This window comes from Pseudomonas sp. TE4620 (genome assembly GCF_056279045.1).
In genome coordinates, this window is sequence record NZ_JBWBQO010000001.1 from 2,595,837 (window position 1) to 2,610,324 (window position 14,488).

The following is a 14,488-nucleotide window of genomic DNA, read 5'->3' on the forward strand; positions in this document are numbered from 1 at the left end:
TCAAAGCCTTACTAGTCGCGTACTTCAAACGCGGGAAACAGCGTGTGGAGGGTGTCCCACAGCTCGGGTAGCAATCTGTGTGCCGAAGCACCGGGCAGCTGCGGGTCGAGCATGCGTGCCGTGCGTACCCGCTGCACGACGAAGCGTTGGACCCCAAGCGCATTCAAGCGCCGGGCCAGGGTGAGGAGTCGCGGTGGATCGATCAGGTGCCAGTGCACCGTGGTGCGGCATTCGTAGTCGACGCCGCTGGCCAGCAGGGAATCCAGGCTGCGCCAGTTGGCCTGGCCACTGCCGCGCACGCCGGTAACCAACTGGCAGTCTTCGGCCAGCGCCTTGACGTCAAAGCCGACCCAGTCGGCCCCAGGCAATGCCCGGGCAAACGCCTCGGGCTTGATCCCGGCACTGTGCAGGCCGATGGCAAAACCCATGGCCCGCACCTGGGCCATGGCCTCTGGCAGACTGTCCTGCAGGGTTGCCTCACCGCCGCTGAACACCACGGCATCGAGCAGGCCGCGGCGACGCTGCAAAAACGCCAGTACCTGCGCCCAGGGCAGTTCATCACGGCCCCGGGGCGGGATCAGTTGCGGGTTGTGGCAGTAACGGCAGCGCCAGGCGCAGCCCTGGCAGAACAGCACACAGGCGAGCTTGCCGGGGTAATCGAGGGTGGTCAGGGGCACCATGCCCCCGACCCGCAGCGCTCGGCTCATGGATGCCCGGCCGTTGCCGCGCCCTCATTGAAGTGCAGCCGCTCGTGGTGCTCGGACTGTTTGCCGGGGTTGAACGCCGACACCGGGCGGTGATAACCCATGACCCGGGTCCAGACTTCGCACCGTTGGCGTTGCGCCGTCGGCAGGGTTTGCTGTGCAGTCATGATGAAGCTCCTTGCTGTTGAGGGTAAAACGGGTCAATGCACGCTGCCCTGCTGCTGGGCCAGCAGCAGCGCTTCGTCGCATTTGGGGCAGAATTCATGTTCGCCATCCAGGTAGCCATGCACCGGGCAGATGGAAAACGTCGGGGTGATGGTCAGGTACGGCAGCCGGAAGCGCTCCAGGGCCCTGCGCACCAGTTGCTTGCAGGCCTGGGCCGAGGAGATCCGCTCAGCCATGTACAGGTGCAGCACGGTGCCGCCGGTGTACTTGCATTGCAGCTCGTCCTGCAGTTCCAGGGCCTCGAACGGATCGTCGGTATAGCCCACCGGCAGTTGCGAGGAGTTGGTGTAGTACGGCGCCTGGCTGCAGCCGGCCTGGAGGATGTCGGGGAAGCGCTTGAGGTCTTCCTTGGCGAAGCGGTAGGTGGTGCCCTCGGCCGGGGTGGCTTCGAGGTTGTACAGGTGGCCGGTTTCTTCCTGAAAGCGCACCAGGGTGGCGCGCACATGGTCCAGCAGGTTCAGGGCGAAGCGCCGGCCCTGGGCGGTGTGCAGGCCCATCTGCTCGTCGCTGAAGTTGCGCAGCATCTCATGCAGGCCGTTGACGCCGATGGTCGAGAAGTGATTGCGCAGGGTGCCCAGGTAGCGCTTGGTATAGGGGTACAAGCCCGCATCCATGTGGTGCTGGATCACCTTACGCTTGACCTCCAGGCTCTCCATGGCCAGCTCCATCAGCGCATCCAGACGCTGCAACAGGCCGCTGATGTCGCCCTTGTACAGGTAGCCCAGGCGCGCGCAGTTGATGGTCACCACCCCCAGCGAGCCGGTCTGCTCGGCCGAGCCGAACAGGCCGCCGCCACGTTTGAGCAGTTCGCGCACATCCAGTTGCAGGCGACAGCACATCGAGCGCACCTGGTTGGGCTGCATGTCCGAGTTGAGGAAGTTCTGGAAGTACGGCAGGCCATAGCGCGCGGTCATGGCGAACAGGCGCTCGGCGTTGTCGCTGTCCCAGGGAAAGTCGTGGGTGATGTTGTAGGTCGGGATCGGGAAAGTGAATACCCGGCCCTTGGCGTCGCCGGCCTGCATCACTTCGATGTAGGCACGGTTGAGCAGGTCCATCTCCGCTTGCAGCTCGCCGTAGGCAAAGGGCATTTCTTCGCCGCCGATCACCGGGATCTGCTCGCGCAGGTCCTGCGGGCAGACCCAGTCGAAGGTCAGGTTGGTAAACGGCGTTTGCGTGCCCCAGCGCGACGGCACATTGAGGTTGTAGATGAACTCCTGGAGGGCCTGGCGCACCTCTTCATAGCTCAGCCGGTCCTTGCGCACGTAGGGCGCCAGGTAAGTGTCGAAGGAGCTGAAGGCCTGGGCCCCGGCCCACTCGTTCTGCAGGGTGCCGAGAAAGTTGACCATCTGCCCCAGGGCGCTGCTCAGGTGTTGGGGCGGGCCGGCCTCGACCCGCCCGGGCACGCCATTGAGGCCCTCGTGCAGCAGGCTGCGCAGCGACCAGCCGGCGCAGTAGCCGGCGAGCATGTCGAGGTCGTGGATATGCAGGTCGGCCTCGCGATGGGCGCGGCCGATGGCTTCGCTGTAGACCTCGTCGAGCCAGTAGTTGGCAGTGACCTTGCCGGAGACATTGAGCACCAGGCCGCCAAGGGAATAACCCTGGTTGGCGTTGGCCTGCACCCGCCAGTCTTCGCGGTTGAGGTATTCGTTCATCGAGGTGGCGACTTCGACCAGGGTCTTGCGGTCACGGCGCAGGCGTCCGTGCTGTTCGCGGTAGACGATATAGGCGCGTAGCGAAAGGAAATGCCCGGCGTCCATCAGCACCCGTTCGACCCGGTCCTGGATCTGCTCGACGTGCAGCTTGGAGTAGCCCTCAAGGTGGGCAAGGACTGCTTCAAGCAAACCGTCTGCCTCGGCTTCGGCATATTCGCCAGTGGCCTTGCCGGCGGCGATCAACGCCTGGCGGATCTTGTCGGCGTCAAAGGCCACCAGGCTGCCATCGCGCTTGTGCAACCGGTTGTGCCCTACCCTGATCAGCGTGCTGTGCATTTGCCCTCCTGACACTACATATAGACGTTTATTGATTTGGAAACACAATATGCAGTGCAGGCTACGGGTAAAGCGGGTGAAAGAAATTGATCGATATCAAGACTGGCGGGATCCTGTAGGAGCGGGCTTGACCCGCGATGAGGCCGGTGCAGCCACCAACAAAGAAGGCACTGAAAATGCGAGTGCTGTGCACTCGATCGCGGGTCAAGCCCGCTCCCACAGAGTTTTAGCCGCCGCTCATATTCATGAACCGCAAGATCTGCACCTCCCCCTGCGGGTTGAAATCATGGCGCAACGGCTTGCGGCGCAACGCCTGTTGCAGAGCGCTGATGATCGGTTGGTCATCCAGCGGATAGCGCCGCAACAAGCCGCGCAAATCCAGCGAATCCTCTTGCCCCAGGCACAGCAGCAAGCGCCCTTCCACGGTCATCCGCACCCGGTTGCAGCTGGCGCAGAAGTTGTGGCTGTTGGGCGAGATAAAACCGATGCGCGTTGCCGGGTGCCGGGCCAGGCGCACATAGCGCGCCGGCCCGCCGCTGTGCTCGGCGCTATCGAGCAAAGCGTGGCGGCTGGCAATCAGCGCCCGTACCTCGTCGCTGGCGCAAAACGACTCAGCGCGCGCACGGCCGACCTCGCCCAAGGGCATTTCCTCGATGAAGGTGATGTCGATGCGCTGGTCGATGGCGTACTGCAGCAGCGCCAACACCTCATCGAAGTTGCGCCCCTTCATCACCACGCAATTGAGCTTGATGCCTTCGAAACCGGCCTCGCGCGCCGCCTCGATGCCGCGCAGCACCTGATCCAGATCGCCCGTGCGGGTAATTGCCCGAAAGCGCTGGCCATCGAGGCTGTCGAGGCTGATGTTGATGCGCTTGACCCCGGCCTCTACCAGCGGCCGGGCCAGGCGCTGCAGCTGCGAGCCATTGCTGGTCATCACCAGTTCACGCAGGCCGGGCAAGGCGGCAATGTCACGGCACAGCTCGACGATACCCGGGCGAATCAGCGGCTCGCCGCCGGTCAGGCGGATCTTGCCCACGCCCTGGCCGACGAACAGCGTGGCCAGGCGCCGCAACTCTTCGAGGGTCAGCGCCTGCTGGCGCGGCAAGAAGGTCATGTGTTTGGCCATGCAGTACACACAGCGAAAATCACAACGATCGGTCACCGACATGCGCAGGTAATCGATCTGCCGCCCGAAGCCGTCCTGCATCACAGTGCTCATCAGCGTCCCCTTATTGCACCAGCGGTGAATCGGCGCCCTGCAGGCGGATGCCGCGAATATCGGCGGCGCCGATCAGGGTTTGCAGGTACTGCACCAGCGCCTTTTGCCACACGCCCTGCTGCAACTGGGTGCGGATCGCCGTGGCCACTGCCTCGTAGGGCAAGGCCTGGCCTTCGATGCGCTGGTCGACACTGACCAGGTGCCAGCCGTAGCGGCTTTCCAGCGGCTTGAGCGCGAGGCCCGGCGCCAGGGTAAACAGCTGGCGCTCAAGCTCCGGCACGGTCTGGCCCTTGCTGATCTGCCCCAGCTCACCCCCCTGGGCCTTCGACGGGCAGGCCGAGTACTTTTGCGCAAGCTCGGCGAACTGCTCGGGGAATTGCAACAGCCGCTCATGCAGGATCTCGGCCTGCACCAGGGCCAGGCTGCGCGCCTCGGCATCGTCCGGCGCGCATTCGAGCAGGATGTGCCGCACCGCGAGCAGCGGCGCGCTGTGAAAGCGCCCGCGGTTGCTGTTGTAGTAGCGCAGGCAGGTGGCTTCGTCACAGCTGGGCACCTGCACTTCGCGCTCCAGCAGCAACCGCGTGGCCGCTTCCTCCGGGTTCTCGCCGGCGCCCACCTGCAGCGCCAGCCCCAGTTCGGCGATGCGTTGCTGCATCAGCTCGCGGATCACCAGGGCGCGGGCGGCCATGTACACGGCCTCCTCGCGATCGCTGGCCGGGTGGTATTGCAGCTCCTGGGCCAGGGCCTGCTGGCTGATGACCACGTCATTGACACTGATGACCGGCCACTGCTGTTCGCTGCTGGCAATCAGGTGCGCTTCGCTTGCGTGCGTCATGGCGACCTCCTCAGGCTTTCTGCCGGACAATTTGATAGCGCCGGCCCAGGTACCACACCGGCGCGCTGACGATGTGCACCAGGCGGGTGAAGGGGAACAGCACGAACAGGGTCAGGCCCAGCAGCACGTGCAGCTTGTACACCAGGCTCACCGGGGCGATTGCCGCCGCCGCATCCACCGGGCGCAGCAGCACGGTGTTCTGCGCCCAGTCGGCGAGCATGACCATCACCGAGCCGTCCATATGGCCGGTGGAGGCGACGATGGTCAGCAGGCCGAGTACCAGTTGCGCGAGCAATACCAGCAAGATGAGAATGTCCGAGGTGCTGGAAGTCGCCCGCACCCGTGGCTCGGTCAGGCGCCGGTGCAGCAGCATGATCAGGCCGATCAGGCACAGCAGGCCGAAGAACCCACCAGAAACCATCGCCAGCAGCTGCTTGTGCTCGGTGCTAAGCACATGGTGATAGACCGACGCCGGGGTCAGCAGGCCGACGAAGTGCCCGGCCAACACGAACAGCACGCCGACATGGAACAGGTTGCTCGCCACGCGCATGCCGCGCTTGTCGAGCATCTGGCTGGAGCCGGCCTTCCAGCTGTACTGCGAAAGGTCAAACCGTGCCCAACTGCCGAGCAAGCAGATCGCCAGGGCGACATAGGGATAGACCCCGAACATCAACAGGTTCCACTTAGACATTACCCACCTCCCCGGCCGGCGCAGCAGCCTGGCCTTGATGCTGAAAATCGACCCAGTGCAGCGGTACCGCGCTTTCTTCCCGGGCCTTGCCCGGCGCGCTTGGCAGTGAGCTGCAACGCTCCTGCTGCTCGGCCTTGAGAAAGTCCACCGCCTCCTCTTCCCAGATCTTGTCCAGGGCTTCGAGAGAATCATCGCGTTGCTCGGCGGCGACTTGCTCGCGCAAATCAGCCACCGCCTGGTGCGGCTCGGCGCCGGCAATCTGCAGCAACGCCCGGAAGCAACTGGCGTAGGCGCTCTCACGCTCCTCCAGGCGTGCAGCAAGCAGCGCCAGCAGGTGCGCGACATCGGCCAGGCCCTCGCGGGCCTCGAGGTCTTCGCGGGTCGACAGGTACTCCAGGTACAGCGGGATGTAGTCCGGCAGCTCCTTGACGCCAATGGCAAAGCCCGCCGCTTGGTACTGGGCGAGCATGTCGACCATGGCCTGGCCGCGGTCGCGGGACTCGCCATGCACATGCTCGAACAACAGCAGCGACAACGAACGGCCACGGCCAAACAACGCGCCGTAATGCTCCTGGCCATCCATCAGGTCGTTGTTGCAGATCAGCTCCAGCAGCTCGAACAGCGCGCCGCGCTGGCGCGGGCTGATTTCCCGCGCCTGGATGATCGCCTGCTCCAGCTCGTCGCGGCCGGCCACCAGGGCTTCGTTCGGGTAATCGAGCAGCAGCGAAATCACTTTCAGGATGCGCATGCTCATTCCTCCCACAGCTGTACGGTTTTGAGGATCTCGCGGCGGTTGGCCTTCTTCGCCCCGAACAGGTTGGTGTCGGAGCTGCCGCTGCAGCCGCTGCCGAAGCTGAAGCCGCAACCGGAGCGCTCGGCGAAGGCATCGCTCATGGCCTCTTCGCGGTGGGCACTCGGTACCACGTAACGGTCTTCGTAGTTGGCGATGGCCAGGTAGCGGTACATCTCCTCGACCTGGTTGACGCTCAAGCCGACGTCCTCCAGCACCTTGAGGTCCTGCACGCCCTCGACCTGCTCGGCGCGCTTGTAAGCGCGCATGGCCAGCAGGCGCTTGAGGGCGCGTTTGACCGGCTTTTCGTCACCGGCGGTGAGCAGGTTGGCCAGGTAGCGCAATGGGATACGCAGGCTGTCGACGTCCGGGATTACCCCGTTCATGCCCACGGTGCCGGCAGCTGCGGCGTTCTGGATCGGCGACAGCGGCGGTACGTACCAGACCATCGGCAAGGTGCGGTATTCCGGGTGCAGCGGCAGCGCCAGCTGCCAGTCGACGGCCATCTTGTACACCGGCGAGCGTTGCGCGGCGTCGATCACCGACTGCGGTACGCCGTCCTCCAGGGCCTGGCGGATCACCGCCGGGTCGTTGGGGTCGAGGAAGATTTCCAGCTGCTTCTCGTACAGGTCGTGCTCGTTGGCGGTGCTGGCCACCTCGGCAATGCGGTCGGCGTCATACAGCAGCACGCCGAGGTAGCGGATGCGCCCGACGCAGGTTTCGGCGCACACCGTAGGCATGCCGGCTTCGATGCGCGGGTAGCAGAAGATGCACTTCTCGGATTTGCCGCTCTTCCAGTTGAAGTAGATCTTCTTGTACGGGCAGCCGCTGATGCACATGCGCCAGCCGCGGCATTTTTCCTGGTCGATGAGGACGATACCGTCCTCTTCGCGCTTGTAGATCGCCCCGCTCGGGCAGGACGCCGCGCACGCAGGATTGAGGCAGTGCTCGCACAGGCGCGGCAGGTACATCATGAAGGTGTTTTCGTACTCACCGTAGATGTCGGCCTGGATCTGGTCGAAGTTCTTGTCCTTGCGCCGCTTGGCGAACTCGGTGCCAAGGATTTCTTCCCAGTTCGGCCCCCATTCGATCTTTTCCATACGCTTGCCGGACACCACCGAGCGCGGCCGCGCGGTCGGCTGGTGCTCGCCCAGGGGCGCGGTGTGCAGGTGCTGGTAGTCGAAGTCGAACGGCTCGTAGTAGTCGTCCAGGCTCGGCAGGTCGGGGTTGGCGAAGATGTTCGCCAGCACCCGGAACTTGCCGCCGATGCGCGGGTTGATCGAGCCGTTGGCGTTGCGCAGCCAGCCGCCCTTCCACTTGTCCTGGTTTTCCCACTCTTTCGGGTAGCCGACCCCGGGCTTGGATTCAACGTTGTTGAACCAGGCGTATTCCATGCCTTCGCGGCTGGTCCAGACGTTCTTGCAGGTGATCGAACAGGTGTGGCAGCCGATGCATTTGTCCAGGTTGAGGACCATGCCGATTTGTGAACGGATCTTCATGACAGTGCTCCTTATTCCATCTCGGTCGGCAGCGGACGGGGCAGCTCATCGCCGCGCGAACCGTCGAGCCAGTCGACCTTGGCCATCTTGCGCACCACGACGAATTCGTCGCGGTTGCAGCCGACCGTGCCGTAATAGTTGAAGCCATAGGCCTGTTGCGCGTAGCCGCCGATCATGTGGGTCGGCTTGAGCACCACGCGAGTGACCGAGTTGTGGTGGCCGCCGCGGGTTTTGGTGGTCTCGGCGCCAGGCACGTTCACGATCCGTTCCTGGGCGTGGTACATCATCACCATGCCCTCCTTGACCCGTTGGCTGACCACCGCCCGCGCAGTCAGCGCGCCGTTGGCGTTGAAGCACTCGATCCAGTCGTTGTCCTCGATGCCGGCCTTCTTCGCATCAATCTCCGAGAGCCAGACGATCGGCCCGCCACGGCTCAGGGTGAGCATCAGCAGGTTGTCGCTGTAGGTGCTGTGGATGCCCCACTTCTGGTGCGGGGTGATCCAGTTCAGGACGATCTCGGTCTCGCCGTTGCTGCGCTTGTCTTTTACCCCGGCGATGGTGCGGGTGTTGACCGGTGGCCGGTAGCTCATCAACTGCTCGCCGAACGCCTGCATCCACGGGTGATCCTGGTAGAACTGCTGGCGGCCGGTGATGGTCCGCCACGGGATGTTCTCGTGGACGTTGGTGTAGCCGGCGTTGTAGCTGACGTGATCGTCCTCGAGCCCCGACCAGGTCGGGCTGGAGATGATCTTGCGCGGCTGCGCCTGAATGTCGCGAAAGCGGATCGCTTCGTGGGCCTTGGACAGCGCCAGGTGGCTGTGGTCGATGCCGGTGAACTGCGACAGCGCCGCCCAGGCCTTGACCGCCACGTGGCCGTTGGTTTCCGGGGCCAGCGAGAGGATGACTTCCGCCGCATCGATCGCGGTATCGATCTTCGGCCGGCCCTGGCTGATGCCCGCCTCGACTTCGCGGTAGTTCAGCTCACCGAGAAACTTCACTTCTTCATCGGTGTTCCAGTTGATGCCCTTGCCGCCATTGCCGAGCTTTTCCAGCAGCGGGCCGAGCGAGGTGAACTGCTTGTAGATGTTCGGGTAGTCGCGCTCGACCACCTGCAGGTTCGGTGCGTTCTTGCCCGGCTGCGGGGCGACGCCGGCGGTTTTCCAGTCGGTGCCGCCAAACGGCTGGGCCAGCTCGCCGACGCTGTCATGCATCAGCGGCACGGTGACCAGGTCCTGCTCGACGCCCAGGTGCCCTTCGGCCATGGCCGAGAAGGCCTTGGCGATGCCCTTGTAGATCTCCCAGTCCGAGCGCGATTCCCAGGCCGGGTCAATGGCTGCCGACAACGGGTGGATGAACGGGTGCATGTCCGAGGTGTTCATGTCGTCCTTCTCGTACCAGGTCGCGGTCGGCAGGACGATGTCGGAATACACGCAGGTCGAGGACATGCGGAAATCCAGGGTGGTGACCAGGTCGAGCTTGCCGATGGCGCCGTCGTCGACCCATTCGGCCTCTTGCGGCTTGCAGTCGCCGACCTGGCCGATGTCTTCGTTCATCACCCCGTTGCGGGTGCCGAGCAGGTACTTGAGCATGTACTCGTGGCCCTTGCCCGAGGAGCCGAGCAGGTTGGACCGCCAGATGAACATGTTGCGCGGGAAGTTGACCGGGTTGTCCGGCTGCTCGCAGGCAAAGCGCAGGCTGCCTTCGTGCAGGCCCTTGACCACGTAGTCCTTGGGCGCCATGCCGGCTGCGGCGGCGTCGCGGCAGATGTGCAGCGGGTTGGTGTTGAGCTGCGGCGCGCTGGGCAGCCAGCCGGCGCGTTCGGCGCGGATGTTGTAGTCCAGGGCGTGTTCGGGGAACTCGCGCTTGTCGGCCAGCGGCGAGAGCACGTCGTGCATGCTCATCTTCTCATGACGCCATTGCGAGCTGTGGGCGTAGAAGAAGCTGGTGCCGTTCATCTGCCGTGGCGGCCGGCTCCAGTCCAGGCCGAAGGCCAGCGGCAGCCAGCCACACTGCGGGCGCAGTTTTTCCTGGCCGACGTAGTGGGCCCAGCCGCCGCCGGTCTGGCCGACGCAACCGCAGAGCATGAGCATGTTGATCAGCCCGCGGTAGTTCATGTCCATGTGGTACCAGTGGTTCATCGCCGCGCCGACGATAATCATCGAGCGGCCACGGGTCTTGTCGGCGTTGTCGGCAAACTCGCGGGCGATCTGGATGGCTTTCTCGCGGCTGACGCCGGTGATCTGCTCCTGCCAGGCCGGGGTGCCGGGCACGCTGGCGTCGTCGTAGTCGCGGGCCACATTGGCGCCGCCCAGGCCACGGTCGATGGCAAGGTTGGCCGCCGACAGGTCGAACACCGTGGCCACCTTGACCTGGCTACCGTCGGCCAGGGTCAAGCTGCGCACCGGCACGCGGCGGTACTGCACGGCGTCGCCGGCGACATGCTGGAAGTGCTCGTGGCTCTCGCCGGCAAAGTACGGGAAGGCCACTTCGGCGACGTCGCCACCGATCAGGCTCAGGGTCAGGTCGATCTCGCGGCCTTCGCCGCCTTCACGGGCAAGGATGTTCCACTTGCCCTGCTCGCCCCAGCGGTAGCCAATCGAACCCTGGGGCGAGACCAGCTCGCCGTCGGCATCCAGGGCAATGGTTTTCCACTCGGGGTTGTTGTCCTGGCCAAGGTTGTTTGCCAGATCCGAAGCGCGCAGGAAGCGGTCCGGCTGATAGCCGTTGCCCGGCGCGGTGCCGAGCATCGGCTTGAGCAGCACCAGCACCGGCAGGTCGGTGTAGCGCTTGGCGTACTCGGTAAAGTAGGCGCTGGGCCGGTCGAGGTGAAATTCCTTGAAGATCACATGGTTGAAGGCCTGGGCCAGGGCGGCGTCGGTACCCTGCTTGGGGTTGAGCCACAGGTCGGTGAGCTTGGCCACTTCCGAATAGTCGGGGGTGATGGCCACGGTTTTGGTGCCTTTGTAGCGCACCTCGGTGAAAAAGTGCGCATCCGGGGTGCGGGTCTGCGGAACGTTGGAGCCCCAGGCGATGATGTAGTTGGAGTTGTACCAGTCGGCCGATTCCGGCACGTCGGTCTGCTCGCCCCAGACCATCGGCGAGGCCGGCGGCAGGTCGCAGTACCAGTCGTAGAAGCTCAGGCAGGTGCCGCCCAGCAGCGACAGGTAGCGGGCACCGGCGGCGTAGCTGACCATCGACATCGCCGGGATCGGCGAGAAGCCCACCACCCGGTCGGGGCCGTATTGCTTGATGGTGTAGACGTTGGCGGCGGCGATGATCTCGGTGACTTCATCCCAGCTGGAGCGAATGAAGCCGCCCATGCCGCGCTTGCTCTTGTAGCTGTCGGCCTTGGCCTGGTTCTCGACGATGCTGGCCCAGGCTTCGACCGGCGCCAGGTTCTGGCGCGCCTCACGCCACAATTTGAGCAGCGGCTTGCGGATCTTCGGGTACTTCAGGCGGTTGGCACTGTAGATGTACCAGCTGTAGCTGGCACCCCGCGGGCAGCCGCGCGGCTCGTGGTTGGGCAGGTCGTTGCGGGTACGCGGGTAGTCGGTCTGCTGGGTTTCCCAGGTGATCAGGCCGTTCTTCACGTAGATCTTCCACGAGCAGGAGCCGGTGCAGTTGACCCCGTGGGTGGAGCGCACGATCTTGTCGTACTGCCAGCGCGAACGGTAGACGTTCTCCCAGTCGCGCGACTCTTTGCGGGTTTCGCCATGACCGTCGGCGAACTCGCCCTGCTTGCGATTGAAGAACCGCAGTTGATCCAGTAAATGACTCATGGTGCTTTCCTCTCAGGCTTGCGGCTGCGGGGTTCTGCGCCCCGCCCGGGCAAGGTGTGAATTCGGGGTTCTGTCAGCAGGGGGTCGCAGCGCCTTTGCGTGCGTACCACCACCAGGTCACGACGATGCAGCTCAGGTAAAAGCCGACGAACAGGTAGAAGGCCATCTGCGGGCCACCGGTCAGGGCCATGGAAGTACCGAAGGTCTTGGGGATGAAGAACGCGCCGAAGGCGCCCATCGCCGAGCTGAAGCCCAGCACTGCGGCCGATTCCTTGCCGGCGTTCTTCAGCGCCTGTTCGCGGGCGGCGGCGCCTTTGCCGCTGGCGGCCTGTTCGTGCAGGGTGCGAAAGATCACCGGGATCATGCGGAAGGTCGAACCGTTGCCGATGCCGGTGGTGATGAACAGCAGCATGAACATGCCGAGAAAGCCGTAGAAGTTGCTGCTCTCGCCCTGGGCGGGGATGAACGCCAGCACGCCGAAGACCATGACGATCATCAGCACGAAGTTCCACAGGGTGACCCGCGCGCCGCCGAGCTTGTCGGCCAGCCAGCCACCGAGCGGGCGTACCAGGGCGCCGACCAGCGGGCCGAGGAAGGCGAAGGTCAGGGCATTGACCTGCGGGAAGGCGGTCTTGATCAGCAGCGGAAAGGCTGCGGAAAAACCGATGAACGAGCCGAAGGTGGCCAGGTACAACCAGCACATCAGCCAGTTGTGCTTGCGCTTGAAGATCACCGCCTGCTCGCTGAACGAGGCCTTGGCGCTGGACAGGTCGTTCATGCCGAACCAGGCCAGCACCGTGACCAGGACAATGAACGGCACCCAGATGAAACCGGCGTTCTGCAGCCACAGCTGACCGCCGTCGGCGAGTGCCTGCGGCTGGCCACCGAGGGCGCCGAACAGGCCGAAGGTGATCACCAGCGGCACACAGAACTGCATCACCGAAACGCCGAGGTTACCCAGCCCGGCGTTCAGGCCCAGGGCGGTGCCCTGCTGCGACTTGGGGTAGAAAAAGCTGATATTGGACATGCTCGAAGCGAAGTTGCCGCCGCCAAAGCCGCACAGCAGCGCGATGATCACGAACACGCTGTAGGGGGTGTTCGGGTCTTGCACGGCAAAGCCCATCCACAGCGACGGTGCCAGCAGCGAGGCGGTGCTCAGGGCAGTCCAGCGCCGGCCGCCGAAGATCGGCACCATGAACGAGTAGAACACCCGCAAGGTCGCCCCCGAGAGCCCGGGCAAGGCGGCCAGCCAGAACAACTGGTCGGTGCTGAAGCTGAAGCCGATGGCATTCAGGCGCACGATCACCGTGCTCCACACCATCCACACGGCAAAGGCCAGCAGCAGTGCGGGGATCGAGATCCACAGGTTGCGGGTGGCGGTCTGCTTGCCGCTTTGCCCCCAGAACGCGGGGTCTTCCGGGCGCCAGTCGTGAATCACCGGGCCTTGGTCAGGCTGTTTAAGAACCGACATGGTCTTCTCCTTGGGCAATGCTGGAAAACGGGGGCATTACGGCTGCGGGCTGTCTGCCCAGCAGCGGGCGCTTGCGGATTTCGCTGAGGTACATCCAGATGAGCGAGACCCAGACCACGCCGTACATCAACATGAAGCAGGAGGAGCGCACGCCGGTGAGGTCGACCAGCGCGCCGAACAGGATCGGCAGAATGAAGCCGCCCAGGCCGCCGGCCAGGCCGACAATGCCGGACACCGCGCCCATGTTCTGCGGGTAGTCGTTGGCGATGTACTTGAACACCGAGGCCTTGCCGAAGGCGAAGGCGATGCCCATGACGAACAGCAGCACGGTGAACAGCGCAGGGTTCAGGCCGATGTGAAAGTCCAGCGGGCCGTTGATGGTCTGCACCTGCAGCTGGGTTTGCGGGTACGAGAGCAGGAACAGGCAGATCCAGCTGACCCACAGCACCCACCAGGTCACGCTCTGTGCGCCCCAACGGTCCGACATCCAGCCGCCGACGGCGCGCAGCACGCCACCCGGCAGTGAGAAGCAGGCGGCCAGCAGCGCCGCGCTTTGCAGGCTGAAGCCGTATTCCTGGACGTAGTACTTGGTCATCCACAGCGCCAGGGCCACGTAGCCGCCGAAGACGATCGAGTAGTACTGGCAGTAGCGCCACACCGCAGGCTCGGCCAGGGCCTTGAGCTGCTCGCCAAGGCTCGCACCGCTGGCGCTGCGATGGGCCTTGTTGTCGGCACTGAGCAACCAGAACAGCAGCGCGGTAATGAACAGGATGGCGCTGAACACCTTCGGCACCAGCTGCCAGCTGCCGGCGGCAATCAGCGCCGGGGCGAGGAACTTGGTGACCGCGGCGCCTGCGTTGCCGGCGCCGAAGATGCCCATGGCCAGGCCCTGGTTGTCTTGCTCGAACCACTTGGCAACATAGGCGATGCCCACCGAGAACGAGCCACCGGCCAGGCCGACGAACAAACCCAGGACCAGGAACTGCCAGTACGCCGTAGCGTGGCTGATCAGGTACAGCGGCAGCACGCAGGCGAGCATCAACAGGAAGAACACGCTGCGCCCGCCAAAGCGGTCGGTGAGCATGCCCAGCGGCAGGCGCACCAGCGAGCCGGTCAGTACCGGGGTGGCGGCCAGCAGGCCGAACTGGGTTTCGTTGAGCTGAAGCAGGTCCTTGATCGGCACGCCGAGCACGGCAAACATCATCCAGACCATGAAGCAGACGGTGAAGGCCAGCGTACTCATGCCCAATACCAGGCCTTGGCGTATTCGCGGTTGAGTCATCTCGG

Annotated in this window: 9 protein-coding genes and 1 pseudogene; all 10 read right to left on the reverse strand. The window is 64.4% G+C overall.

Annotation, left to right across the window (positions count from 1 at the left end; all coding sequences use genetic code 11):
• Window positions 1-11: 11 nt before the first annotated feature.
• On the reverse strand, window positions 12-707 hold the full coding sequence (locus ACZ9A3_RS12110; RefSeq protein WP_476252667.1) for an anaerobic ribonucleoside-triphosphate reductase activating protein: 696 nt from the start codon (window positions 705-707) through the stop codon (window positions 12-14).
• Window positions 704-2,917, reverse strand: a pseudogene (locus ACZ9A3_RS12115) (ribonucleoside triphosphate reductase). The gene ACZ9A3_RS12110 and the pseudogene ACZ9A3_RS12115 overlap by 4 nt, the downstream one beginning before the upstream one ends.
• Window positions 2,918-3,143: 226 nt before the next feature.
• Window positions 3,144-4,136 carry a GTP 3',8-cyclase MoaA gene (moaA, locus tag ACZ9A3_RS12120; protein WP_476252668.1) on the reverse strand — a complete coding sequence of 331 codons (993 nt, stop codon included), beginning with the start codon at window positions 4,134-4,136 and terminating at the stop codon, window positions 3,144-3,146.
• 10 nt (window positions 4,137-4,146) lie between these two features.
• Window positions 4,147-4,971: a peptidylprolyl isomerase gene (locus ACZ9A3_RS12125; protein ID WP_476252669.1), complete on the reverse strand. Its 825-nt coding sequence runs from the start codon at window positions 4,969-4,971 to the stop codon at window positions 4,147-4,149.
• A 10-nt stretch (window positions 4,972-4,981) separates the two neighbouring features.
• Window positions 4,982-5,662, reverse strand: a complete 681-nt coding sequence (narI, locus tag ACZ9A3_RS12130) for a respiratory nitrate reductase subunit gamma (protein WP_195884341.1) — start codon at window positions 5,660-5,662, stop codon at window positions 4,982-4,984.
• The gene (gene narJ / locus ACZ9A3_RS12135) at window positions 5,655-6,410 is read right to left on the reverse strand and encodes a nitrate reductase molybdenum cofactor assembly chaperone (RefSeq protein WP_045198015.1); all 756 of its coding nucleotides are present in this window, start codon (window positions 6,408-6,410) and stop codon (window positions 5,655-5,657) included. The genes narI and narJ overlap by 8 nt, the downstream gene beginning before the upstream one ends.
• Before the next feature lie 2 nt (window positions 6,411-6,412).
• Window positions 6,413-7,951 carry a nitrate reductase subunit beta gene (narH, locus tag ACZ9A3_RS12140; RefSeq protein WP_476252670.1) on the reverse strand — a complete coding sequence of 513 codons (1,539 nt, stop codon included), beginning with the start codon at window positions 7,949-7,951 and terminating at the stop codon, window positions 6,413-6,415.
• An 11-nt stretch (window positions 7,952-7,962) separates the two neighbouring features.
• Window positions 7,963-11,730, reverse strand: coding sequence for a nitrate reductase subunit alpha (locus ACZ9A3_RS12145; protein ID WP_213604191.1), 3,768 nt, complete (start codon window positions 11,728-11,730; stop codon window positions 7,963-7,965).
• 73 nt (window positions 11,731-11,803) lie between these two features.
• Window positions 11,804-13,201 (reverse strand): NarK family nitrate/nitrite MFS transporter, encoded by a 1,398-nt coding sequence (locus ACZ9A3_RS12150; RefSeq protein WP_093381874.1) that lies wholly within the window; start codon window positions 13,199-13,201, stop codon window positions 11,804-11,806.
• On the reverse strand, window positions 13,188-14,483 hold the full coding sequence (locus tag ACZ9A3_RS12155; RefSeq protein WP_213604189.1) for an MFS transporter: 1,296 nt from the start codon (window positions 14,481-14,483) through the stop codon (window positions 13,188-13,190). Before ACZ9A3_RS12155 ends, ACZ9A3_RS12150 begins: the two co-directional genes overlap by 14 nt.
• Window positions 14,484-14,488 lie beyond the last annotated feature (5 nt).

Excerpts from the sequence above, each read along its gene's own strand:
- ACZ9A3_RS12110 (WP_476252667.1), bottom strand. The coding sequence starts at position 707 with ATGAGCCGAGCGCTGCGGGTCGGGGGCATGGTGCCCCTGACCACCCTC.
- moaA (WP_476252668.1), bottom strand. The coding sequence starts at position 4,136 with ATGAGCACTGTGATGCAGGACGGCTTCGGGCGGCAGATCGATTACCTG.
- ACZ9A3_RS12125 (WP_476252669.1), bottom strand. The coding sequence starts at position 4,971 with ATGACGCACGCAAGCGAAGCGCACCTGATTGCCAGCAGCGAACAGCAG.
- narI (WP_195884341.1), bottom strand. The coding sequence starts at position 5,662 with ATGTCTAAGTGGAACCTGTTGATGTTCGGGGTCTATCCCTATGTCGCC.
- narJ (WP_045198015.1), bottom strand. The coding sequence starts at position 6,410 with ATGCGCATCCTGAAAGTGATTTCGCTGCTGCTCGATTACCCGAACGAA.
- narH (WP_476252670.1), bottom strand. The coding sequence starts at position 7,951 with ATGAAGATCCGTTCACAAATCGGCATGGTCCTCAACCTGGACAAATGC.
- ACZ9A3_RS12145 (WP_213604191.1), bottom strand. The coding sequence starts at position 11,730 with ATGAGTCATTTACTGGATCAACTGCGGTTCTTCAATCGCAAGCAGGGC.
- ACZ9A3_RS12150 (WP_093381874.1), bottom strand. The coding sequence starts at position 13,201 with ATGTCGGTTCTTAAACAGCCTGACCAAGGCCCGGTGATTCACGACTGG.
- ACZ9A3_RS12155 (WP_213604189.1), bottom strand. The coding sequence starts at position 14,483 with ATGACTCAACCGCGAATACGCCAAGGCCTGGTATTGGGCATGAGTACG.